Consider the following 23,313-nt stretch of genomic DNA (forward strand, 5'->3'; position numbering starts at 1 on the left):
GGGGTAACGTATGACCTTAATTGAACTGCGCGATTTCGTTCATGCAAAACAAAAAGTCTCGGTGCGCGATATCAGCGCCGCTTTTCATGTCGAACCCAGCGTGATCGACGGCATGATGGCGATTTGGGTTCGCAAAGGGCTGATTCGCTTCCACGAAGCGGCGGTGAGCACTCAATGCGGCGGCTGTTGCTCGTGCGATAAAAGTCTTGGCCAGTATTACGAGTGGCTCGACACGCCCTCCGAGATCGCAACGCGCTGATTGTTCCTCGCTCATCTCCCGCTAGATCTGTATCAGGTTTAGCGGGATTTTTTTGTTTCTTTTTTGTTATTCACTTGCGTTGACCGTGTTATTGCCTGCGGCGGTTTTGCTACATACATTCTCACCTGCGTCTCCTTTTCCGGCGTGCTGCGGCTTCTGCGGCGATTTATAGGCTATCGTTATGTAGCGAAACTAATAAAAACTGATGTGACGCAATATCTACCCGGAGAGCCCTATTCATAATGCAACCTGCGGTCCATCCAAGGGAGTTAAAGATGGAAAAATTACTCGATCGTTTTTTGAACTATGTATCTTTTGATACCCAATCCAAATCCGGCGTTCGGCAGGTGCCGAGTACCGATGGGCAATGGAAGCTGGCACATGTTTTACAACAAGAACTGATGGCCTTGGGATTGGAGCAGGTAACGGTCGGAAATCATGGCTGTGTTACCGCGACGCTGCCGAGCAATGTCGCCTGGTCTGTCCCCACCATCGGTTTTATCGCCCATATGGACACCTCCCCGGATTACACCGCTAAACATGTTAATCCGCAGATTGTTGAAAACTATCGCGGCGGCGACATTGCGCTGGGCGTGGGCGAGGAAGTGCTGTCGCCGGTGATGTTCCCCGTATTGCATCAACTACTGGGCCACACGCTGATTACCACCGACGGCAAAACGCTGCTGGGCGCTGACGACAAAGCGGGTATTGCCGAGATCATTACCGCGATAGCGCGTCTGAAAAAGCGACAGATCCCGCATGGCGATATCCGTATCGCTTTCACACCGGATGAAGAAGTGGGCAAAGGCGCTCAGTACTTCGATGTGGAGGGCTTTGGGGCTGAGTGGGCATACACCGTCGATGGCGGTGGTATCGGCGAGCTGGAGTTTGAAAACTTCAATGCGGCTTCCGCGACGGTAAAAATCGTGGGTAACAACGTGCATCCCGGCAGCGCCAAAGGGGTGATGGTCAACGCGTTGACGCTGGCCACTCGTTTCCACCAGCTAGTCCCGGCCGATGAGTCTCCTGAAAATACCGAAGGCTATCAGGGCTTTTATCACCTTCACGGCATCAAAGGCACGGTCGAACGGGCGGAGATGAAATACATCATTCGCGATTTCGAACGCAGTGGATTCGAACAACGCAAAAAGACCATGATGGATATCGCCGAAAAGGTCGGCAAGGGACTTCACCCTGAGTGCTATATCGAACTGAGCATGAGCGACAGCTACTACAACATGCGCGAACAGGTTGAACAGCATCCGCATGTCATCGCGCTGGCGCAGCAGGCCATGCGCAAGTGTGGAATTGAACCGGTCATGAAGCCGATTCGCGGCGGTACGGATGGCGCGCAGCTGTCATTTCGTGGATTACCGTGTCCCAATTTATTCACCGGCGGCTACAACTACCACGGCAAACATGAGTTCGTGACGGTAGAAGGCATGGAAAGCGCCGTGGCCGTCATCATGAATATCGCTGAACTGACCGCGCAGAACACGCGTGAATCATCTCAAACGAAGCACAGCTTTGCGGTGAAGCTCTGAGTGCGGTTCTTTCGACGTCATGCTTGGTAGGTAAAGAGACTAAAGGGAAGGGTGTGACGCATCCCGATATCGGGATGCGTGGTTCAATCGGCGTATCGAGGTTAATCCGCGAAGTACCAGTAGCCGTTATTGATTAATGCGGTCAGCTCGGCAAGGAAAGAGGGATCGTCCAACGCGTCTTTAAGCATTTTGCCGTCGATGACGTAGTGTTCCGCCAGCGCCGACAGTGCCTCCTGATGCGGGCTGTTTAACGGTTCGCCATTAATAAAGCACTGGCCCTCCAGCCAGATCACCCGCAACCCGCCGAGTCGGCGCAATGTTTCGCCTTGTTGCATCAACTCGTAGATTTCTCCGGATTGATAAGGCGGCTCCGGCGGCGACACATCCAATTCGTGACGCGACTGGGAAATAAACTCGCCAAACCACTGTCTGAACGACTCCGGCTGCTGAACCAGATCCAACATCATCTGCTGAAAACGATCCAGCTCTTCGGGTTGCACGGTAGCCGGATGTTCACGCGGCGTGATATCCGGATCGCTGTAGCGGTGACTGCCCAATTCACGCGCCAGTACATAATCCGCAAACCCGCTGACCAACTCTCGTGCGCTCGGCGCCCGGAATCCCACAGAGTAGTTCATCGAATTTTCGAGCGCATAGCCCTCGTGTGGGAAGGCTGGCGGAATATACAGGATGTCGCCCGGCAGCAGCTCTTCGTCGATGATGGCCTCGAATGGATCGACCTGTAGCAGGTCGGGATGCGGGCAATGTTGCTTCATCGGCACCTTTTCGCCGACACGCCAACGGCGTCGACCTGTACCCTGAATAATGAAAACGTCGTACTGATCGAGATGTGGACCCACGCCGCCGCCGGGGACGGAGAATGAGATCATCAGGTCGTCGATACGCCAGTCGGGAAGATAGCGGAAAGGGCGCATCAGCGCGGAGGAGGGCTCATGCCAATGATCAACGGCTTGCACCAGCAGCGACCAGTTGGTTTCACCAAGGTGATCGTAACTGTCGAAGGGACCGTGGCTGACGGCCCAGCGTCCGTCCTGATGACTCACCAGGCGGCTGTCCACTTCGTTTTCCAGCGCTAGTCCGGCCAGTTCGTCAGGACTAAGGGGATCGACAAACGAGGTAAAGCCGCCTTTGATTACCACAGGGCGTTTTTGCCAGTAGCGAGCCAGAAAATCCGGCCAGTCGAGATTAAGTTGGTAGTCCATCATGCATTTCCATTATCAGAGGGCTGAAGGCGATTATAGCTGAACCGTTGTGTCTGTGCGGACCTTTCAGCGGTCGTTTTGATTGAGGTGCTGGCGGCCGAAAATGGCTTCGACTTTGGCGCCGCCCAAAGGGCTTTCGCCGATGATAATCTCTCCCTCATACTGCTCGATAATCTCTACCGCCACGGCCAGCCCGATGCCTTGACCCGGACGCAGCGTATCCGCGCGTTGGCCCCGTTGGAATATGACTTCGCGTTTGCTGGTCAGGATGCCGGGCCCATCGTCTTCAACGATTAGATGCAGCATCTGGCCTGAATATTGGGCGCTGATCTCGACGAACTCCAGACTGTATTTGCAGGCGTTATCGAGGATATTGCCCATCACTTCCATAAAGTCGTTTTTCTCGCCAATGAATGTGGTTTCTGCCGCGATATCGAGGGAAAGAGAGACCCCTTTACGCTGATACACCTTATTGAGGGCGGAGCAGAGGCCGTCCAGCATCGCAGGCACAGAATGGATTTCTCGGGGAATGCTGAGGTGATCCGTATGTACGCTGGCGCGGTGCAGGTAGTAGCCGATTTGCTGAGAAATCCGACTAATTTGCGTCAGCATCACGGGCTCAGCCTGTTCGATGGTCTGCTCTTTGCCTGTCCGCAGCGCGCGTAGTGTCGTTTGCAACACGGCCAATGGCGTTTTGAGACTATGGGTCAAGTCGGTCAACGCAGTGCGGTATTTGTGGTAGCGCTGGCGCTCGTTTTTCAGCAGCGTGTTGAGGTTGCGGACAAGACTATTCAATTCCTGAGGCGGGCGCTCATCCAGATTTTCACGACTGCCGTTTTCGAGCTCCTGTATCTGATTAGCCAGTTTCTTGATCGGTCTCAGGCTCCAGTGGGCGGCGAGCCACAGCAGAGGAAGTACCAGAAGAAGATGGGCGATAAAGACATAGCGGAACCATTCCCATACGACATCGGCCTGCTGTAATTCTTGCGGAACACGGTCCACAACGACAATGGTCAGCGGCGGCAGGCGGTCGGTGGCGGGATAGACGTTGACGGCCACGGAGTGCGTAAAAGGCGTTTTGTCTTCCGAATGGTAATCCCGTAGGCGATCTTGGATCGCCGGGCTGCCTTGTAACACGGCATTACTGGTGCCGGTGTCGGTATCCAGCTCGTGATAATCGGTTTTCGCCAGCCACTCCGGTTTGAACCGCGCCTCCAGCTCGGGCACTGCGCGCTCACGCCAAAGCAGTTTGCCGTTTTGATCGTAGATGAAGACCAGCGTGGGGTAATTAATGTCGATTTCAGGCGGCGGGGCGATGGTCAGCTGATTATCCCGCCACTGGATCAAACTGTAGAACAGGTTGCTTTCGCCCCGAAGCAGGCGAAAAGACGTTTTATCAAAGCTGACGCTGTAGCCGACAATAGCAACGCCGCCGTAGGAGAGGGTCAGCGCCAGTACGACGGCGGCAGTAGCGATCAAGAAGCGAAAGCGCAACGACAGCGGTGATTTCCTACTCATCTATCCGTCCTGACGGGGATGAATATCGAAGCGATAACCCTGTCCGCGCACGGTGGTAATGACTTCATGCGAGTCGGCGGCCTGCAGTTTTTTGCGCAGGCGCCCCATCAGGACATCGATAGTGTGGCTTTCGCGTAACTCGGCGTCAGGGTAAAGCTGCAGCATCAACGACTCTTTGCTAACGACTTTGCCGTGGTTACGGATGAGCGTTTCGATGATCGTATATTCGAAGGCCGTCAGTTTTATCGGCGAGCTGTGGACAAGCAGTTCACGTCGCGACAGATCGACCTCAAACGGCGGCATGCTGATGACCTGAGACGCCAGACCGCTATTACGGCGCATTAGGGCCTGCATTCGCGCCATCACCTCTTCCAGATGAAAAGGTTTGGTTACGTAGTCGTCGGCGCCGGCTTCCAGCACGACGACTTTCTCTTGCCAGCTTTCACGCGCGGTTAAAACCAGAATGGGCATTTTGACCTGCTGAGCCCGCCAACGGCGAATCAGGCTAACGCCGTCCTCGTCGGGCAGTCCGAGATCAACGATAGCGATATCGGGCGCATGTTCATGTAAAAAGTAGTCGGCTTCTTTCGCGTCTGCGGCGGCATCGACCTGATGGCCCATCTCGTTCATCTGAACAGTTAAGTGATGTCGTAAAAGAACGTTATCTTCAACAACCAGAATTCGCATAGTGTCTTCCTATGAAACCAGGCTTATCCGAAGGTCGCCTCGCTTCAGATTGTCGGTTTAGCGGGTTTGATCGAAAAACATATTATTCACTACGGCAATAAACTTAGGGTCAACAAACTGCGGGAATGAAGGAGAGAAAGCAGGCGGAATGCGGTCCGCCTGCTCGATTGTCTGCTATTTCAGCTCATCCACCATTTTGACGGCGCGGCCAATATAGTTGGCTGGGGTCAACTCTTTCAGACGGATTTTCTCTTCCTCAGGAATCGCCAGACTCTCGATAAAGGTTTTCATGCCTTCGGCATTTACGCGTTTACCGCGCGTCAGCTCTTTCAGCTTCTCGTACGGTTTTTCGATACCGTAGCGACGCATCACGGTCTGAATGGGTTCAGCAAGGACTTCCCAGTTGTGATCCAGCTCATCCAGCAGACGGTCCCGGTTGACCTCCAGTTTGCTGATGCCTTTGAGTGTAGATTGATATGCAATCAGCGCATAGCCCAATCCCACGCCCAGGTTGCGCAGCACGGTGGAGTCGGTCAGGTCACGCTGCCAACGAGAGACCGGCAATTTGGTGGACAGATGTCCCAGCACGGCATTCGCCAATCCCAAATTCCCTTCGGAGTTTTCGAAATCGATCGGGTTCACTTTATGCGGCATGGTGGACGAGCCGATTTCTCCAGCGATGGTCTTCTGCTTGAAGTGGTTGAGCGCGACATAGCCCCACACGTCTCGGTCGAAGTCGATCAGAATGGTGTTAAAGCGGGAGATGCAATCGAACAGCTCGGCGATGTAGTCGTGCGGCTCAATCTGCGTGGTGTACGGGTTCCAGGTAATGCCAAGCGACGTGACAAACTCTTCACTGAAGGTATGCCAGTCAACGTCCGGGTAAGCAACCATGTGCGCGTTATAGTTGCCGACCGCGCCGTTGATTTTGCCCATCACGTCCACCTGCGCTAACTGGCGGAATTGGCGCTCCATGCGGTAGGCCACGTTCGCAAACTCTTTACCGATGGTGGACGGCGTGGCGGGTTGACCGTGCGTCCGCGACAGCAGCGGGATATCGCGATATTCCTGCGCCAGCGCGGCGATCGCGTCAATGGTTTTACGCCAGAACGGCAGCACCACGTCGCGTCGTGCCGTTTCCAGCATCAGGGCGTGAGACAGGTTATTGATATCTTCGGATGTGCAGGCGAAATGGATGAATTCGTTAACCGCCTGAAGAGCGGGTACGGCGGCGACTTTTTCCTTCAGGAAATACTCGACGGCTTTGACGTCATGGTTGGTGGTGCGTTCGATGGTTTTAATGCGGGCGGCATCTTCAACGCTGAATTCAGCGACGATTTTATCAAGGTAAGCGTTTGCGTCGGCGTCAAATGAAGGAACTTCTTTGATCGCCGCACAGGAGGCCAGCTTTTGCAGCCACCGTACTTCAACCTGCACCCGGAATTTCAGCAGGCCATATTCGCTGAAAATGGTGCGCAGGGCGCTGACTTTATCGCCGTAGCGTCCATCGATAGGGGAAACGGCGGTCAGTGAGGTTAATTCCATCGCGAGCAACTCCTGGGATCGTTTTTAATAAAAGACAAAAGCGTGACTACGAGTATCTCATGCTGGCGGACGAACCGGAATCGTCGTCCGCCAGCCTGTTTATTGGTCGCGGCAACGCGACAAAATCTGCTGTGCCTGTTTGACCAACGTTGAGCGGGAAAACATTAGCTGTAGGCGTCCTCCGCCGATTTGCTGCCACAGGACCGCGGCGCGGATGCCCGCCAGTAAAATGGCGCGGACTTTGGCTTGTACCTGTGGGTTTTTCAGGACTTCCTGTGAGCCGGTGACCTGAATGCGCGGCCCAAGCGTACTGATGACGTCCACGTAGATGCCTGCCAGCACGTTAATCATCGGGTCGGACACTAATTCATAATGCTCCAGCTGGCGGTCTAGCTGGTCGACACGGTTGCCTAGCTCATTGAGCGCCGTGCTGTTTTTGTGCAAACGACGCTCGAGAGCCATGAGGCTGAAGGTGTAGCGGGACTGGTCGGCGCCGATTTTTTCGCGCGACGATGAACTGAGGATGCCCAACAGGGTCTCAACGCCCAGCTTCAGATTATTTTCGTCGTTACCAAAAATCTCCAGCGTGCTGTCTGCGTTCATCACCAGAACGCTGTTGAGCGACGTCTGCAATGCCGCCTGCGGGCAGGTTCCCGTCGTCGCAAGCTGCTGCACCAAACAAGCTGACTGACAAATTCCTGCCAGCGCCAGCGTAATGTCGTAATAGTTTTTGGCCACGATGGCTCCTGTCATTCTTAGTGCTCCATGACGTCGGCCGTCAGGAGAGTGCTATCCGCGTAGCGCGCGATAAACGGGCGATAGGGCTATGGGCGCGGGCGATGTATTCGCGAGGGCTCCCGTGGTCAGCCGTACGCAAGCGCTCAGACGCGGACATCATCAGTTATCGCGCAGGCGTTCCTCGATAATACCGCCGCCGAGACAGATTTCGCCCTGATAAAATACCGCGGACTGTCCCGGCGTGACGGCGGCGACCGGATTATCAAAGCGAACTTCGATACGATCGGCATCCAACGGCGTGACGGTGCAGGGGATATCGGCCTGACGATAGCGCGTTTTCACCACGCAGCGGAACGGTTCGGTGACGGTGTCACGATCGACCCAGTGCAACTGCTGAGCGATCAACCCGTTGGACATCAAACGCGGATGTTCATGGCCCTGTGCCACGTACAGTACGTTGTTCGCCACGTCTTTATCGACGACATACCAGGGATCTTCGCCGCCTTCTTTCACGCCGCCGATGCCGAGGCCCTTGCGCTGCCCCAGCGTGTGGTACATCAGGCCTTGATGTTGTCCCATGTCACTGCCATCATCCACCGCGATGATAGGACCCGGTTGTGCAGGGAGGTAACGGGCCAGGAAGTCGCGGAATTTACGTTCGCCGATGAAGCAGATCCCCGTAGAGTCTTTTTTCTTGGCCGTGGCCAGTTCTAACTGTTCGGCGATCTTACGCACCTCGGGTTTTTCCAGCTCACCGACCGGGAACAGGCTCTGGGCCAACTGCTCATGGCTGAGGGTGTAGAGGAAATAGCTCTGGTCCTTGTTGCCATCCAGACCGCGTAAGAGACGACTCTTGCCATCGATATCCTGACGGCGCACGTAGTGGCCGGTGGCGATGTAATCCGCACCCAAATCTTCGGCGGCGAATTCCAGGAACGCTTTGAATTTGATTTCCTTGTTGCACAGGATATCGGGGTTAGGCGTACGACCGGCCTTGTACTCTTCCAGGAAGTGCTCGAACACGTTGTCCCAATATTCCGCCGCGAAATTGACGGTATGCAGTTCTATGCCGAGTTTGTCGCAGACGGCCTGCGCATCGGCCAAATCGGCAGCGGCAGAACAATATTCCGTGTCGTCGTCCTCCTCCCAGTTTTTCATGAACAGGCCTTCGACCTGATAACCCTGTTGTTGGAGGAGGTATGCGGAAACGGAAGAATCAACGCCGCCGGACATGCCGACAATGACTTTTTTCTGGCTGTTATCTGACATGACAGTCTCGCGAATAGAAAATATTTAATGCAACAAATAAGGACAAAATGACAGGCCGCATAGGGTAGCACATTGGCCGCAGCGTCGCACCACGGCCAACGGGTTAGGCCTGATAGGGCCAATTGAACGCGCCCAGCGCGCTCAAGGGGTAGCGGGTGCCGCTTTGATAGCAGCGTATGCTTTCCGCAACCAACGGCGAGCGCAATCTGTCTGAATGGAGAATTTCCTCGGCGGTCAGCCAGTGACAGCAATCGATATCGCTGTCCCGAGGCGCGGTGGCGGCCTGATGCGGCAGATCAATCGTAAAGCTGAAGCGTAGGAAGGGCGTACCGTCCGGCGCCACCCATTGATGAAGCTGGAGGAAATGCTGAGGCTGCGCTTTGACTCCGGTTTCTTCATACAGCTCGCGGCTGGCGGCTTGAATCAGCGTCTCTTCGGCTTCGAGATGACCGGCTGGCTGGTTCCAAAGGCTTTTGCCGTTGACGGTTTCTTCCACCACCAAAAAGCGGCCTTCTGCCTGGACGATGTTGGCGACGGTGACATGAGGTTTAAACATGCGTGATTTCCTTCCATTCCCCGGGCGATAACCCGGCCAGAGTCTGATTAGCCATACTGTAGCGGATTAAGCGCAGCGTTGGGAAACCAATGTGAGCCGTCATGCGACGGACCTGCCGGTTGCGACCTTCCTGCAACGTAATTTTCAACCAGCTAACCGGGATGGCTTTTCGCTCGCGTATCGGCGGATTGCGCGGCCATAACCAATCGGGTTCATCCACTAATTCGACGCCAGCGGGCAGGGTGATGCCGTCGTTTAGCGTCAATCCCGCGCGAAATCGCGCCAGCGCCTCGGAGTCGGGAATGCCTTCAACCTGCGCGTAATAAATTTTGGCTGTTTTCTTTCCCGGCTGGGTCAGGCGCGCTTGCAATGCGCCATCATTGGTGAGCACCATAAGTCCTTCACTGTCGCGATCCAGACGTCCGGCGGCATAAATGTCGCCGATGGGGATAAAGTCTTTCAATGTGGCGCGGCCTGAGTCATCTGTGAACTGAGAAAGCACATCGAAAGGTTTGTTGAACAAGATGATTCGACGCGGTTTCGGCGCCGCGGTTTTTTTCGCGGTAGAACGTGAACTGAATCGTTTAAGTTTGTGATTTTTAACAGGGATTTTATTCATTTTATTAATGGCTGAGAATGACAAAGCCATTATACTCGAAAGGGTTGCGGTTGGCGCGGGTTTGATATTCCAGTAGTATTGACACGCATATTACATCTCATTAACAAAACGCGCTCGAAGGAGAGGTTAATGGAAAGCAAAGTAGTTGTACCGGCTAAAGGTCAGAAGATTACGGCAGATGTAGAAGGAAAATTGGTGGTGCCGAATAACCCGATTATTCCCTTTATCGAAGGGGATGGTATCGGTGTCGATGTCACACCAGCGATGATCAATGTTGTTGATGCCGCAGTGAAAAAGGCTTACTCGGGTCAGCGCTCGATTTCCTGGATGGAAATTTACACCGGCGAAAAGTCAACACAGGTCTACGGTAAAGATGTGTGGCTGCCGGAAGAAACACTGGATCTGATTCGTGAATACCGCGTCGCCATTAAGGGCCCACTGACACGCCGGTCGGCGGGGGGATCCGCTCGCTCAACGTCGCCCTTCGTCAGCAGCTTGATCTCTACATCTGCCTTCGTCCGGTGCGCTACTTTGACGGCACGCCAAGCCCTGTCAAACACCCGGAACTGACGGACATGGTGATTTTCCGTGAAAATGCCGAAGATATTTATGCGGGCATCGAGTGGAAAGCCGGTTCGGCTGAAGCGGACAAAGTCATCAAATTCTTGCGCGATGAGATGGGCGTCACCAAAATTCGTTTCCCGCAGCAGTGCGGCATCGGGATCAAACCGTGTTCCGAAGAAGGGACCAAACGCCTGGTGCGTGCGGCAATTGACTACGCCATCACCAACGAGCGCGATTCCGTGACGCTGGTGCACAAAGGCAACATTATGAAATTCACCGAAGGCGCTTTCAAAGACTGGGGTTACCAGTTGGCGCGGGAAGAGTTCGGCGGTGAACTGATTGATGGCGGTCCGTGGGTGAAAATCAAAAATCCGAAAACCGGCAAAGATATCATTGTCAAAGATGTGATCGCGGATGCGTTCCTGCAACAGATTCTGCTGCGTCCAGCGGAATATGACGTTATCGCTTGTATGAACCTGAACGGTGACTATATTTCTGACGCATTAGCGGCACAGGTAGGCGGTATAGGCATCGCTCCCGGCGCGAATATTGGCGATGAATGCGCCTTGTTCGAAGCGACGCATGGCACTGCGCCAAAATATGCGGGTCAAGATAAAGTGAACCCAGGTTCCGTTATTCTCTCCGCTGAAATGATGTTGCGTCATTTAGGCTGGTTCGAAGCCGCGGATTTGATCATTAAAGGCGTAGAAGGCGCGATCAAAAATAAAACCGTGACCTATGATTTCGAACGTCTGATGGATGGGGCGAAACTGCTGAAATGTTCTGAATTCGGCGACGCTATCATCGAACACATGTGATCGCCGCAGTGACAAATGAATTTATGGGGGCCCGTGTGGCCCCTATTTGTTGCTGCCCCTTCTTAGGCATATATCTCCAGAGTGCGCTGTTTTCATCGTAACCGAATCACGGCGCTTGCAGTGATAGGGCATTAACTCGCCATCACCCCTTAATTAGCTGTGAATGACAATATTAATGTGAGCTGATTGCATCGTAACCGAGTCTCCGCATGACTATTCCTAACGGGGGCCATTAAATCCCACTCTTCATCTATTTTGCGCAGAGCCCAACGACGTTTTCTTTATCGCGCTAAATCCGTCGTGAAAAGATTTTATTCTGGAAATATTAGGCTGAAATGTATGTTTCTAGGGGGTTGAAGACTTCTGCCGCAAAGTCTTCATGTATTACCAGTATGAATATGACGTACGGTCTGTTGTGGATACATGACGATGCATACATGAGTAATACCAGTACAATTTCCGGTTCAAAAATGCTCATATTTTGCGAGGAGTGACTGAAAGAATACAAATTCTTTAGGCGTCGCTCCCTCAGGGGCGGCAATTTGCTATTCTTTGTTGAGGAGAACAAAAATTCTATATTATGAAGCGAACGCTTTGTGCCAGGACGGAAATAAAACCGTGCTGGTATAAGAACTCGGTGTTGATTTAAACGAGGTAAAGATTCGCTTCATCAAACTGCGTTGGATGTGTTAGTCCATCAAATGATTACTCTCCATGACCACCGGTATTTCTGACTGTAATAACAATGTAACAGTAAGGGGAACCCCCATGAGTCGAGCCCCAGTGAATAAAAAAGATGAGCGCAGCCGACTTGACGCGGTGCGGGAGTACGGCATCGACGGCCCGTTGTCTGATGATCCTGAACTGGAGAGCCTGGTTACACTGGCGGCGAATGTATTCAATGTCCCCATCGTTGCTATCTCGATTCTGGATGCAGATCGTCAACTCTTCGTGGCGAGCGTGGGTTTTCCCGTTTGCCAAACGGCGCGGGACGATTCCTTTTGCAACTACGCCATCCAAAAGAAGGGCATCTTGGTGGTGCCGGATGCGCGGCGGGATCCGCGATTCAAAAATAACCCGTTGGTGACCGGCGACCCGCATATCCGATTTTATGCCGGCATACCGTTACGTTCACCCCTTGGCCAAACTATCGGGACATTGAATATTGTCGATGTTAAGCCGCGAATCGGTTTAAGCGCGCGTGATGCCCATAACCTGCAGGATTTATCCTCGCTGGTCATGGACAAACTGGAAATGCGGCGTCTTGAAGTGGCCAGGAAAACAGACCAGACGAGCTTCGAACAGGTGTCCAGGTTGTCGCCCGACGCTATCTTGTGTGTGAATCACCAAGGGATTATTACTTTCTGGAATGAGGCAGCTGAAAACCTGTTGGAATATTCCAGAGAGCAAATAGTAGGACAACACATCAGCAGTGTCATACCGGATATGTTTATTGTGCAGCTGCACCATTTGTCGACTGACGAAACAGCGCGGTTGAAGGGTAGTCGAATTGAGCTGGATGTGGCGACCCAAGGAGGTGCATTGCTGCCTGTCGAACTGTCTGTCGGCATGTGGCAACAAGGCGAGGAGGAGAGTTACAGCCTGATTTTGCGCGATACCGCCGAACGTAAACGCTATGAAGAAAGACTGTTTTTGCAAGCGCATCGTGATCCTCTTACGGGATTAATCAACCGTACGTTGCTGGCTACATCGCTGAATCAGATTTTAAAGCAGCATCCCTCAGGTTGTCTGATGATCGTCGATCTCGATGGCTTCAAGGACATTAATGACAGCCTGGGTCATGCCAGCGGCGACGAAATTCTGGTCAGCGTGGCGCAAAAATTATTGGCCAACGTCCGACAGGGCGATCTTGTGGCTCGTATGGGCGGCGATGAGTTCGCGATATTACTGCCGCAACTGGAAGATCTGCAGGTGGTGGAAAAAATAGCCCGGCAGATTAATCACGATATTTCTCAGACGGTGGTTGTCGGAGACAAGCAGGTGAATACCAGCGCGAGTATGGGACTGGTAATGTTTCGTTCCTACGGCGTGACGACTCAGGAATTATTGACCAGCGCTGATTTGGCCCTTTATCAGGCAAAAGCGGATGGACGCAATTGCTACCGTTTTTATACGCGCGAACTGCGCGAAATTTTTCAGGCCAAGCATGCATTCCAACTGGAATTTATCCGCGCCTATGAGAAAAATGAATTTGAGGTGTTTTACCAGCCTCAGGTGAGCCTGATGAATAATGAAATCGTCGGCGCTGAAGCGTTGCTGCGTTGGCAGCATCCTTTCAAAGGCCTACTGGCGCCGGGAGCCTTCTTAACCGCGCTGGAAAAGGGGCCTTGGGCGGAGCGTATCGGCGATTGGGTTGTGCAGCAGGCCTGTCAGCAAGCGGCGGAATGGCGCAAAGCGGGAGCCGAGAATTTCCGTATCAGCATCAACTTGTGTGCAGCCCAATTTCGCTCTGGCATGTTGTCACAGAAGATCAGGTCCGTTTTGGAAAAGACCGGTCTACCGCCAAGTGCATTGGAGCTGGAGATCACCGAAAACATCATCATTCGTTACGACGAGAACATGCTGAGTCCCCTGAATGAGCTGCGTAATGAAGGGATTGGTATCGCATTCGACGATTACGGCACGGGATACGCGTCGTTGAGCATGTTGAAGAATTATCCGGTGACCCGCCTCAAAATCGATCAGACTTTCGTCCGCGCCATGTGCGAATCTCCGCCGGATGCGGCTATCGTCAGAGCCATTTTGTATTTAGGAAAAAGTTTTCGGCTGGATGTCATCGCTGAAGGTGTGGAAACGCAGGAACAGTGCGAACGGCTTAGGAATAAAGGGTGCGAGCAGGCGCAGGGGTATCTTTTTGGACGTCCGATGCCCGCCGCTGAATTTGCACGCCAATTAGGTGTGGCGAAAGCCTGATCTCTGTGTGATATGCGAATAACGGTAGGGGGCAGCGGAGACGCGATGTCGATGAGAGAGACGGGGATTCTAGGCCACGCGTCATATCGCATCGATATTTTTATTGACCGCAAGGCGAGTGTTTCACAGGCCGTCTACGATGAGCGGGAACTTGCTTTTAATCTTATATATTCCACCTTGTTTTTGCGTGACGAGTCGGTTTTTCACGGATTGCTGACCTTTTGCGCGATGTTAAGCCTCAAGAACGTAAAGTTATGTTGATTCGGTAACTTAGACGTTAAGAATGCTTGAAAATGCCATTGCAGCCCATACCATGTAAGCGTTGCATCCCTATTGTTGCTTTTGCCTGAGAGAGGAAATCAGACTTATATGATGCGTATTGCGCTTTTCCTAATCACCAACCTGGCGGTGATGTTGGTTTTTGGGCTAGTACTTAGCTTAACGGGCATTCGGCCCAGTAGTACTTACGGCTTGATGATTATGGCCGGTCTGTTTGGCTTTGGCGGTGCGATCGTTTCATTGCTGATGTCGAAATGGATGGCCTTGCGCTCTGTGGGTGGTGAAGTCATTGAGCAGCCACGTGATGAAACCGAGCGCTGGTTGGTCGAGACGGTACGTGCGCAGTCCCAGCAGGTGGGCATTGCTATGCCGCAGGTTGCGATCTATCAAGCGCCGGATATCAATGCCTTTGCTACTGGGGCCCGACGGAATGCGTCCCTTGTCGCCGTGAGTTCTGGGCTGCTCCAAAATATGAGCCGCGATGAGGCGGAAGCGGTGATCGCACATGAAATCAGCCATGTGGCTAACGGCGATATGGTGACTATGACGCTAATTCAGGGCGTGGTAAACACCTTCGTGATTTTCATCTCGCGTCTGCTTGCTCAAGTTGCGTCAGGCTTCCTGTCCGGCAACCGCGATGACAGCGAGAGCAGTAACGGCAATCCGATGATTTATTTCGTCGTGGCGACCGTGCTGGAGTTGGTGTTTGGTATTCTGGCTAGCATCATCACCATGTGGTTTTCTCGTTACCGTGAATTCCATGCGGATGCCGGTTCCGCCAAACTGGTGGGGCGCGAGAAAATGATTGCGGCGCTGCAGCGCCTGAAAACCAGTTATGAGCCTCAGGAAGAAAGCAGCATGATGGCGTTTTGCATCAACGGCAAATCAAAATCATTCAGCGAGTTGTTCCTGTCGCATCCTCCGTTGGACAAACGCATTGAGGCGCTGCGCAGCGGGGCTTACCTGAAGTAATTCACGCTGTGTTTGTGTTGTGTAAAAAGGCCCTTCGGGGCCTTTGCTGTTTTTAGGATGTGTTTATGCGGGGCCATATTGCGTGCTCTCTGCAGTCAAAATCATGCATCGCTAACCGTTTGAGATGTAAATTATCGTGCCGTTATCGAATTGCTGGTGAGCTCAGTGGTAAAATGTGCTTTTAGTCAAAACATCGTAGGTTTTAAGCATGAGTGGGGCGGTATCAAACATGTTAGAAATGGTTTTAGTGATGCTGATTGTTTTGTTGGCGCTGGTGGTCTGGTTCTTCGTGAACCGCGCAAGCGTGCGGGCCAATGAGCAAATTAGACTCCTGCGGGAAATTGTTAAACAGCAAAAACAGCAGCTTGCTTTAATGCAAACACTTATCCCTGTTCCGCCGAGCGCAGAGCCTGTGCCGGAGACTAAGCAAGAAGACGACGAAACAGACGTTTACTTCAAAAACGTTATCCCCGAGCGTTGATTGTCTGCATTCCCCTGGCTGCCCGTCGCAAAATGGGGGGTAGCCTTGGAGTCTGTCTATTATCGGTTTCATAAAAAACGGCAGGCATCATCAGCGTTATCCCTTCTTCTTATCTTCGTCAGTCGCTCAAATACTTCACTGTTTTATCAGCCCATTTCCGGCCGCGGGTGGCATGTCAGGAGCCATGATGGTACTCTACGCCGTCAGGTAATAGGGGCTTGTTGCGAATATCCTTATCGATGTTGCCGTCTTTATTATCCCGCTACGAATAACTGTCGTGGCAGCGTTTTGACAATTGTGGGTTAAACACGCTGCCGACAACTGAAATAAACACAATTATCTTTTGTATGTGATCTTGCGTGTGGGTCACCACTGCAAATAAGGGAATTATCATGCCTGTTATTACGCTTCCCGACGGTAGCCAGCGTCACTATGACCACGCCGTCTCTCCTCTTGATGTCGCCTTGGATATCGGTCCGGGTCTGGCCAAAGCGTGTATCGCTGGTCGGGTCAATGGTGAACTGACTGATGCAACGGATCTGATTGAATCTGATGCGCAACTGGCGATCATCACGGCAAAGGATGAAGCGGGTCTTGAAATTATTCGACACTCCTGCGCTCATTTGCTGGGTCATGCGATTAAACAGCTTTGGCCAGACACCAAAATGGCTATCGGTCCGGTGATTGATAACGGTTTCTACTACGATGTCGATCTGGATCACACGCTGACGCAGGAAGATGTGGAACTGCTCGAAAAGCGGATGCATGAGCTGTCCAATAAAGACTACGACGTTATCAAGAAGACTGCGAGCTGGCAGGAAGCGCGCGATACTTTCGTCTCTCGCGGCGAAATTTATAAAGTCGCTATTCTGGATGAAAACATCAGCCATGACGATCGTCCCGGCCTATATCATCATGAAGAGTATGTTGATATGTGTCGTGGTCCGCACGTTCCTAACATGCGTTTCTGTCACCATTTCAAACTGCAGAAAACCTCTGGGGCGTATTGGCGCGGCGACAGCAGCAATAAAATGCTGCAGCGTATTTACGGTACTGCCTGGGCAGACAAAAAGCAGCTGAATGCTTATCTGCAACGGTTGGAAGAAGCCGCCAAGCGTGACCACCGTAAGATCGGTAAGCAGCTCGACCTGTATCATATGCAGGAAGAGGCGCCGGGTATGGTGTTCTGGCATAACGACGGCTGGACAGTTTTCCGTGAACTGGAAGCGTTTGTGCGTCTTAAGCTGAAAGAGTATCAGTATCAGGAAGTTAAAGGTCCGTTCATGATGGACCGTGTGCTGTGGGAAAAAACCGGGCACTGGGACAACTACAAAGACGCGATGTTTACCACCTCGTCTGAAAACCGTGAATACTGCATCAAGCCGATGAACTGCCCAGGTCATGTACAGATCTTCAATCAGGGATTGAAATCTTACCGCGACCTGCCGCTGCGTATGGCCGAGTTCGGTAGCTGCCATCGTAACGAGCCTTCGGGATCTCTGCATGGCCTGATGCGCGTACGCGGATTTACTCAGGATGATGCTCATATCTTCTGTACGGAAGATCAGGTTCGCTCTGAAGTAAATAACTGTATTAAAATGGTTTATGACACGTACAGCACTTTCGGTTTTGAAAAAATCGAGGTGAAGCTGTCAACCCGTCCGGAAAAACGCATCGGCTCTGATGAGACATGGACCCGTGCGGAAGAAGATCTGGCGGCGGCGCTGGCTGAAAATGAAATTCCATTCGAATATCAGCCGGGAGAAGGGGCCTTCTATGGTCCGAAAATCGAGTTTACTTTACATGACTGCCTGGATCGTGCGTGGCAGTGTGGTACTGTACAGCTCGACTTTTCATTGCCGAACCGTCTAAGTGCGTCTTACGTTGGCGAAAACAACGAACGTCAGGTCCCGGTAATGATTCACCGGGCTATACTGGGCTCAATGGAGCGCTTTATCGGTATTCTTACCGAAGAGTTTGCGGGATTCTTCCCGACCTGGTTAGCTCCGGTACAGGTGGTGATTATGAATATCACCGATAGTCAGTCTGATTATGTCAGCGAATTGACCCAAAAATTGCAAGAAGCGGGCATTCGCGTCAAAGCAGACTTGAGAAATGAGAAGATTGGCTTTAAAATCCGCGAGCACACATTGCGGCGTGTTCCCTATATGCTGGTCTGTGGCGATAAAGAAGTGGAAGCAGGTAAAGTTGCTGTCCGCACACGCCGCGGCAAAGATTTGGGGAGTCTGGATGTCAGCGAAGTTATCAGTAAGCTGCAACAAGAGATTCGCAGCCGTAGTCTTCATCAATTGGAGGAATAAGGTATTAAAGGCGGAAAACGAGTTCAACCGGCGCGTCCTAATCGCATCAACAAAGAAATTCGCGCACAAGAGGTACGCCTGACTGGCGTCGATGGCGAACAGATCGGTATTGTCAGCCTGAATGAAGCGCTAGAAAAAGCCGAAGAAGCAGGCGTTGATTTAGTAGAAATCAGCCCGAACGCCGAACCGCCGGTTTGCCGAATCATGGATTACGGCAAGTTCCTCTATGAGAAGAGTAAGGCCACTAAAGAGCAGAAGAAGAAACAAAAAGTTATTCAGGTCAAGGAAATCAAATTCCGGCCTGGTACCGATGATGGCGACTATCAGGTCAAACTACGCAACCTGATTCGCTTTCTGGAAGACGGTGACAAAGCTAAAATCACTCTGCGTTTTCGTGGACGTGAAATGGCGCACCAACAGATTGGTATCGAAGTGCTTAACCGCGTTCGTGACGATCTGAGTGAACTGGCCGTCGTCGAATCCTTCCCATCAAGGATCGAAGGCCGTCAGATGATCATGGTGCTTGCACCGAAGAAGAAACAGTAAGGCATTCAAGTAATCGAATCCGCGTTATGCTCGCGTAGCGCGGTTTCGTTCGCCTTATCTGATTCGTTTTATTAACAATGCGAAGTGGAAATAACAATGCCAAAGATCAAAACAGTACGTGGCGCCGCTAAACGCTTTAAGAAAACCGCCGGCGGTGGTTTTAAGCGTAAGCATGCTAACCTGCGTCATATTCTGACCAAAAAAGCGACTAAACGTAAACGTCATCTGCGTCCTAAAGCTCAGGTCTCCAAAGGCGATCTGGGTCTGGTCATAGCTTGTCTGCCTTACGCATAAGTTACCTTTTCATTCAGAATAAGATTTTAGGAGAGAGCATATGGCTCGCGTAAAACGTGGTGTGGTTGCTCGTGCACGTCACAAGAAAGTATTAAAACAAGCGAAAGGTTACTACGGTGCCCGTTCGCGCGTTTATCGTGTTGCCTTCCAGGCAGTAATCAAAGCTGGTCAGTACGCTTACCGTGACCGTCGTCAACGGAAACGTCAGTTCCGCCAGCTGTGGATTGCACGTATCAACGCAGCAGCCCGTCAGAACGGTTTGTCTTACAGCAAATTCATCAATGGCCTGAAAAAAGCCTCTGTTGAAATCGACCGTAAGATTCTGTCTGATATCGCAGTTTTCGATAAAGTGGCCTTCAGCGCACTGGTTGAAAAAGCGAAAGCAGCTCTGGCGTAAGCCGGTTAGAAGAGGGAGCTTGCTCCCTCTTTTGATTTTTAGCTCGTAAGATGCGTCAATCATTCGTCATAAACACTGAAATGTTTGATTGCAGCGCTTAACCCCACAGACATCAATAACGACAAGGTAACGCAAGTATGAAAACTGCTATTTTCCGTTTCTTTTTTTACTTTAGCGCCTGAACTCAGGAGGCTTTGCGCGTAAGAAAAGAAACGAAAAGTAGCGCTTAAGCCTCCCGTGCGGAGGCTTTTTTATTGGTCAGGGAAAGGTCCAGGACCATACAAGTCGTGTCGTCAGATGCACTGAGAATCATACTTTTCCAATTATCACCGTGGCCGTACAGGCAGAAGAAGAGGAATGTAATGCAACATCTCGCAGAACTGGTTGCCAAAGCCAGAACAGCCATAGAAGAGGCGCAGGATATCGCCGCATTGGAAAACGTGCGCGTAGAATACCTGGGCAAAAAAGGTCACTTAACCCTTCAGATGACCTCGCTGCGCGAGCTGCCTGCTGAAGAGCGTCCTGCAGCGGGTGCCGTCATCAACCAGGCTAAGCAGGAAGTACAGGAGGCTTTGAATGCCCGTAAACAGGCAATGGAAAGCGCTGAACTGAACGCTCGCCTTGCTGCGGAAACCATTGATGTGTCCATGCCGGGACGCACCATTGAGAACGGTGGTCTGCATCCGATTACCCGGACCATCGATCGCATTGAAACCTTCTTCGGCGAATTGGGTTTCTCTGTCGTATCAGGTCCCGAAATTGAAGATGATTATCATAACTTCGATGCGCTCAACATCCCCGGCCACCATCCTGCCCGCGCCGACCACGACACTTTCTGGTTTGACGCCAAACGCCTGTTGCGTACGCAAACCTCTGGCGTCCAGATCCGAACGATGGAAAAGCAACAACCGCCTATTCGTATTATCGCACCGGGCCGTGTCTATCGTAATGATTACGACCAGACGCATACCCCGATGTTCCACCAGATGGAAGGGCTGATTCTGGATAAAAACATCAGCTTTACTCATCTGAAAGGTACACTGCACGATTTTCTGCGTAACTTCTTCGAGGAAGATTTACAGGTTCGCTTCCGTCCTTCCTATTTCCCGTTCACCGAACCGTCCGCAGAAGTGGATGTCATGGGTAAAAACGGTAAATGGCTCGAAGTGCTGGGCTGTGGGATGGTGCACCCCAATGTTTTACGTAATGTCGGTATCGACCCTGATGTGTATTCCGGCTTCGCATTCGGCATGGGGATGGAACGACTGACCATGCTGCGCTACGGCGTAACCGATCTGCGCGCATTTTTTGAAAACGATTTACGCTTCCTCAAACAGTTTAAATAAGGCAGGAATAGCATTATGAAATTCAGTGAACTCTGGTTACGGGAATGGGTTAACCCAGCTATCAGCAGCGAAGCCTTATCTGAACAAATCACGATGGCCGGTTTGGAAGTGGATGGCGTAGAGCCAGCCGCCGGTGCGTTTAACGGTGTGTTTGTAGGTGAAGTGGTAGAGTGCGGCCAGCATCCTAATGCCGACAAATTGCGCGTCACCAAAGTGAATGTCGGTGGCGAACGTCTGCTGGATATCGTCTGTGGCGCGCCTAACTGCCGTAAAGGCTTGAAGGTGGCCGTTGCGACCATCGGCGCGGTATTGCCGGGCGATTTCAAGATCAAAGCCGCCAAACTCCGCGGTGAACCGTCCGAAGGGATGCTGTGCTCATTCTCCGAGTTGGGGATTGCCGATGACCATAACGGAATTCTGGAACTGCCTGCCGATGCGCCGATTGGAACCGACCTGCGTGAATACCTGAAGCTGGATGACAACATCATCGAGATCAGTGTTACGCCTAACCGTGCCGACTGCCTGAGCCTGCAGGGCGTCGCTCGTGATGTCGCCGTGTTGAATGGCGTTGCCTTCACTACTCCGGAAATCACGCCCGTCGAACCGACGATCACCGATACGTTCCCCATCAACGTGGATGCCGCAGAGGCTTGTCCTCGCTATCTCGGCCGCGTGGTGAAGGGGATTAATGTCAAAGCGACGACTCCGCTGTGGATGCGTGAAAAATTGCGTCGTTGTGGGATCCGTTCTATCGATCCGGTTGTCGATGTCACTAACTACGTTCTGTTGGAACTCGGCCAGCCGATGCACGCCTTCGATCTCGGTCGCCTGGAGGGGAACATCACGGTGCGCATGGCTCAGGAAGGCGAGACGTTGCGTTTACTGGACGGTAACGATGCGAAACTGAATGCGGAGACGCTGGTTATTGCCGACAGCAGCAAAGCGCTGGCAATGGCTGGGATTTTCGGCGGCGAACACTCCGGCGTAAACGAAGAAACGCAGGACGTTTTACTGGAATGCGCCTTCTTCAACCCGTTGGCAATCACCGGTCGCGCGCGTCGCTACGGCTTGCACACAGATGCTTCTCACCGCTACGAACGCGGTGTTGATCCAGAGCTGCAGTATCAGGCAATGGAACGCGCGACTCGTTTGCTGCTGGATATTTGCGGTGGCGAAGCCGGTCCGGTTGTTGATGTGACTCACGATAAAAACCTGCCTGTTCGCGCTACGATTGCGCTGCGTCGTGAAAAATTAGATCGCCTGATCGGCCATCATATCGCTGACGACAAGGTGAGCGATATTCTGGAACGTCTGGGCTGTCAGGTGACACGTACGGCTGATGGCTGGCAGGCGACGGCGCCAAGCTGGCGTTTCGATATGGAAATTGAAGAAGATCTGGTCGAAGAAGTTGCTCGCATCTACGGTTACGACAATATTCCTAACGAAGCCGCACTGGCGCCGTTGAAAATGACGAGCCACCGAGAAGCTAATCTGTCGCTTAAACGTGTGAAAACCATGCTGGTGGACCACGGCTATCAGGAAGCGATCACTTACAGCTTTGTGGATCCTAAAATTCAGGCGCTGGTTCATCCAGGCGAAGAAGCGCTGATCCTGCCTAGTCCGATCTCAGTCGATATGTCGGCAATGCGCTTGTCGCTGTGGACCGGATTGCTGGGCGCAGTTGTTTATAACCAGAATCGTCAGCAGAGCCGAATCCGTATTTTTGAAAGTGGTTTGCGTTTTGTTCCCGACAGCAATGCGGAACAGGGTATCCGTCAGGAAATGATGTTAGCGGGTGTGATCACCGGTTCCCGATTTGAAGAACATTGGGACCTGGCACGACAGCCAGTTGACTTCTATGATTTAAAAGGTGATTTTGAATCGGTACTGGCTTTGACGGGCAAACTTTCTGCCGTTGAATTCAGAGCTGAAGCGAACGCCGCTCTGCACCCAGGTCAAAGCGCTGCAATTTATCTGGATGGACAACGTATTGGTTTTATTGGGGTTATTCACCCAGAACTGGAACGTAAGTTGGATTTAAACGGTCGTACCGTCGTATTTGAAGTTCTCTGGGACAAAATTTCAGACCGTGTTGTGCCGGAAGCTGCTGATGTTTCCCGCTTCCCGGCGAACCGTCGTGATATCGCCGTTGTCGTCGCTGAAAACGTGCCTGCGGGAGATATTCTGGCTGAGTGCAAGAAAGTTGGCGCAAATCAGTTAGTTGGCGTAAACTTGTTTGACGTGTACCGAGGCAAGGGCGTGGAAGACGGATATAAGAGTCTGGCTATCAGTCTGGTATTGCAGGATACCGCTCGTACACTGGCAGAAGAGGAAATTGCCGCCACAGTCGCGAAATGTGTGGCAGCACTAAAACAGCGATTCCAAGCATCCTTGAGGGATTAA

The 23,313-nt window shown here is 52.2% G+C and carries 20 protein-coding genes, 1 pseudogene and 1 other annotated feature; of the genes and pseudogenes, 13 read left to right on the forward strand and 8 right to left on the reverse strand.

The features are described from left to right. Nucleotides 1-10: 10 nt before the first annotated feature. Both AU509_RS02240 and pepT read left to right on the forward strand, forming a co-directional pair. The gene (locus tag AU509_RS02240; RefSeq protein WP_085651994.1) at nt 11-259 is read left to right on the forward strand and encodes a FeoC-like transcriptional regulator; all 249 of its coding nucleotides are present in this window, start codon (nt 11-13) and stop codon (nt 257-259) included. 275 nt (nt 260-534) lie between these two features. Continuing rightward, nucleotides 535-1,803, forward strand: coding sequence for a peptidase T (gene pepT / locus AU509_RS02245; protein ID WP_085651995.1), 1,269 nt, complete (start codon nt 535-537; stop codon nt 1,801-1,803). 101 nt (nt 1,804-1,904) lie between these two features. Here the strand turns inward: pepT and AU509_RS02250 are convergent, their stop codons facing one another. The 8 genes from AU509_RS02250 to rluE all read right to left on the reverse strand — a co-directional run bounded on the left by AU509_RS02250 (nt 1,905) and on the right by rluE (nt 9,958). Then, nucleotides 1,905-3,026 carry a ribosomal protein uL16 3-hydroxylase gene (locus tag AU509_RS02250; RefSeq protein ID WP_094117550.1) on the reverse strand — a complete coding sequence of 374 codons (1,122 nt, stop codon included), beginning with the start codon at nt 3,024-3,026 and terminating at the stop codon, nt 1,905-1,907. A gap of 66 nt (nt 3,027-3,092) precedes the next feature. Beyond that, the gene (gene phoQ / locus AU509_RS02255) at nt 3,093-4,544 is read right to left on the reverse strand and encodes a two-component system sensor histidine kinase PhoQ (RefSeq protein WP_085651997.1); all 1,452 of its coding nucleotides are present in this window, start codon (nt 4,542-4,544) and stop codon (nt 3,093-3,095) included. Next, nucleotides 4,545-5,231: a two-component system response regulator PhoP gene (gene phoP, locus AU509_RS02260; protein ID WP_085651998.1), complete on the reverse strand. Its 687-nt coding sequence runs from the start codon at nt 5,229-5,231 to the stop codon at nt 4,545-4,547. Between the two features lie 174 nt (nt 5,232-5,405). Next, nucleotides 5,406-6,776: an adenylosuccinate lyase gene (purB, locus tag AU509_RS02265; RefSeq protein ID WP_094117551.1), complete on the reverse strand. Its 1,371-nt coding sequence runs from the start codon at nt 6,774-6,776 to the stop codon at nt 5,406-5,408. 99 nt (nt 6,777-6,875) lie between these two features. Continuing rightward, complete coding sequence (hflD, locus tag AU509_RS02270) at nt 6,876-7,514, reverse strand: high frequency lysogenization protein HflD (protein WP_094117614.1); 639 nt, start codon at nt 7,512-7,514, stop codon at nt 6,876-6,878. Between the two features lie 159 nt (nt 7,515-7,673). After that, the gene (gene mnmA, locus AU509_RS02275) at nt 7,674-8,798 is read right to left on the reverse strand and encodes a tRNA 2-thiouridine(34) synthase MnmA (RefSeq protein ID WP_254901505.1); all 1,125 of its coding nucleotides are present in this window, start codon (nt 8,796-8,798) and stop codon (nt 7,674-7,676) included. Between the two features lie 88 nt (nt 8,799-8,886). Beyond that, nucleotides 8,887-9,339 carry an NUDIX hydrolase gene (locus tag AU509_RS02280; protein ID WP_094117553.1) on the reverse strand — a complete coding sequence of 151 codons (453 nt, stop codon included), beginning with the start codon at nt 9,337-9,339 and terminating at the stop codon, nt 8,887-8,889. Next, complete coding sequence (gene rluE / locus AU509_RS02285; protein WP_094117554.1) at nt 9,332-9,958, reverse strand: 23S rRNA pseudouridine(2457) synthase RluE; 627 nt, start codon at nt 9,956-9,958, stop codon at nt 9,332-9,334. The genes AU509_RS02280 and rluE overlap by 8 nt, the downstream gene beginning before the upstream one ends. A 129-nt stretch (nt 9,959-10,087) precedes the next feature. Between rluE and icd the strand changes: the two are divergent. From icd to pheT, 11 genes and pseudogenes are all read left to right on the forward strand, one after another. Next, nucleotides 10,088-11,340 (forward strand): annotated as a pseudogene (gene icd, locus AU509_RS02290) (NADP-dependent isocitrate dehydrogenase). 768 nt (nt 11,341-12,108) lie between these two features. Further along, entirely contained in the window at nt 12,109-14,274 is a 2,166-nt protein-coding gene (locus tag AU509_RS02295) for a sensor domain-containing phosphodiesterase (protein WP_094117555.1), read from the forward strand. 369 nt (nt 14,275-14,643) lie between these two features. Beyond that, entirely contained in the window at nt 14,644-15,525 is an 882-nt protein-coding gene (gene htpX / locus AU509_RS02305; RefSeq protein ID WP_085653737.1) for a protease HtpX, read from the forward strand. A gap of 208 nt (nt 15,526-15,733) precedes the next feature. Further along, a complete protein-coding gene (locus AU509_RS02310) occupies nt 15,734-16,006 on the forward strand; it encodes a YebO family protein (RefSeq protein WP_085653738.1) in 273 nt (90 codons plus the stop codon). A gap of 392 nt (nt 16,007-16,398) precedes the next feature. Beyond that, entirely contained in the window at nt 16,399-18,327 is a 1,929-nt protein-coding gene (gene thrS / locus AU509_RS02315) for a threonine--tRNA ligase (protein ID WP_094117556.1), read from the forward strand. Nucleotides 18,328-18,330: 3 nt separating this feature from the next. Next, on the forward strand, nt 18,331-18,873 hold the full coding sequence (infC, locus tag AU509_RS02320; RefSeq protein ID WP_071999762.1) for a translation initiation factor IF-3: 543 nt from the start codon (nt 18,331-18,333) through the stop codon (nt 18,871-18,873). 96 nt (nt 18,874-18,969) lie between these two features. After that, the gene (gene rpmI, locus AU509_RS02325) at nt 18,970-19,167 is read left to right on the forward strand and encodes a 50S ribosomal protein L35 (RefSeq protein WP_085653740.1); all 198 of its coding nucleotides are present in this window, start codon (nt 18,970-18,972) and stop codon (nt 19,165-19,167) included. Between the two features lie 40 nt (nt 19,168-19,207). Further along, the gene (gene rplT, locus AU509_RS02330) at nt 19,208-19,564 is read left to right on the forward strand and encodes a 50S ribosomal protein L20 (RefSeq protein ID WP_026739349.1); all 357 of its coding nucleotides are present in this window, start codon (nt 19,208-19,210) and stop codon (nt 19,562-19,564) included. A 132-nt stretch (nt 19,565-19,696) separates the two neighbouring features. Next, nucleotides 19,697-19,820 (forward strand) — a sequence feature (Phe leader region). Further along, entirely contained in the window at nt 19,702-19,746 is a 45-nt protein-coding gene (pheM, locus tag AU509_RS17895) for a pheST operon leader peptide PheM (RefSeq protein ID WP_123225455.1), read from the forward strand. It overlaps the preceding feature by 45 nt. Nucleotides 19,821-19,926: 106 nt before the next feature. Continuing rightward, nucleotides 19,927-20,910 carry a phenylalanine--tRNA ligase subunit alpha gene (gene pheS / locus AU509_RS02335; RefSeq protein WP_026739350.1) on the forward strand — a complete coding sequence of 328 codons (984 nt, stop codon included), beginning with the start codon at nt 19,927-19,929 and terminating at the stop codon, nt 20,908-20,910. A gap of 15 nt (nt 20,911-20,925) precedes the next feature. Then, the gene (gene pheT, locus AU509_RS02340) at nt 20,926-23,313 is read left to right on the forward strand and encodes a phenylalanine--tRNA ligase subunit beta (RefSeq protein ID WP_094117557.1); all 2,388 of its coding nucleotides are present in this window, start codon (nt 20,926-20,928) and stop codon (nt 23,311-23,313) included.

Source organism: Lonsdalea britannica (genome assembly GCF_002111595.1).
GTDB lineage: Bacteria > Pseudomonadota > Gammaproteobacteria > Enterobacterales > Enterobacteriaceae > Lonsdalea > Lonsdalea britannica.

What these genes read in the sequence shown, in the direction of transcription:
- purB (WP_094117551.1), bottom strand. Translation starts at nt 6,776, where the DNA reads ATGGAATTAACCTCACTGACCGCCGTTTCCCCTATCGATGGACGCTAC.
- AU509_RS02280 (WP_094117553.1), bottom strand. Translation starts at nt 9,339, where the DNA reads ATGTTTAAACCTCATGTCACCGTCGCCAACATCGTCCAGGCAGAAGGC.
- AU509_RS02295 (WP_094117555.1), top strand. Translation starts at nt 12,109, where the DNA reads ATGAGTCGAGCCCCAGTGAATAAAAAAGATGAGCGCAGCCGACTTGAC.
- rplT (WP_026739349.1), top strand. Translation starts at nt 19,208, where the DNA reads ATGGCTCGCGTAAAACGTGGTGTGGTTGCTCGTGCACGTCACAAGAAA.
- pheS (WP_026739350.1), top strand. Translation starts at nt 19,927, where the DNA reads ATGCAACATCTCGCAGAACTGGTTGCCAAAGCCAGAACAGCCATAGAA.
- phoP (WP_085651998.1), bottom strand. Translation starts at nt 5,231, where the DNA reads ATGCGAATTCTGGTTGTTGAAGATAACGTTCTTTTACGACATCACTTA.
- AU509_RS02240 (WP_085651994.1), top strand. Translation starts at nt 11, where the DNA reads ATGACCTTAATTGAACTGCGCGATTTCGTTCATGCAAAACAAAAAGTC.
- AU509_RS02310 (WP_085653738.1), top strand. Translation starts at nt 15,734, where the DNA reads ATGAGTGGGGCGGTATCAAACATGTTAGAAATGGTTTTAGTGATGCTG.
- rluE (WP_094117554.1), bottom strand. Translation starts at nt 9,958, where the DNA reads ATGAATAAAATCCCTGTTAAAAATCACAAACTTAAACGATTCAGTTCA.
- AU509_RS02250 (WP_094117550.1), bottom strand. Translation starts at nt 3,026, where the DNA reads ATGGACTACCAACTTAATCTCGACTGGCCGGATTTTCTGGCTCGCTAC.
- pheT (WP_094117557.1), top strand. Translation starts at nt 20,926, where the DNA reads ATGAAATTCAGTGAACTCTGGTTACGGGAATGGGTTAACCCAGCTATC.
- pepT (WP_085651995.1), top strand. Translation starts at nt 535, where the DNA reads ATGGAAAAATTACTCGATCGTTTTTTGAACTATGTATCTTTTGATACC.
- htpX (WP_085653737.1), top strand. Translation starts at nt 14,644, where the DNA reads ATGATGCGTATTGCGCTTTTCCTAATCACCAACCTGGCGGTGATGTTG.
- rpmI (WP_085653740.1), top strand. Translation starts at nt 18,970, where the DNA reads ATGCCAAAGATCAAAACAGTACGTGGCGCCGCTAAACGCTTTAAGAAA.
- thrS (WP_094117556.1), top strand. Translation starts at nt 16,399, where the DNA reads ATGCCTGTTATTACGCTTCCCGACGGTAGCCAGCGTCACTATGACCAC.
- phoQ (WP_085651997.1), bottom strand. Translation starts at nt 4,544, where the DNA reads ATGAGTAGGAAATCACCGCTGTCGTTGCGCTTTCGCTTCTTGATCGCT.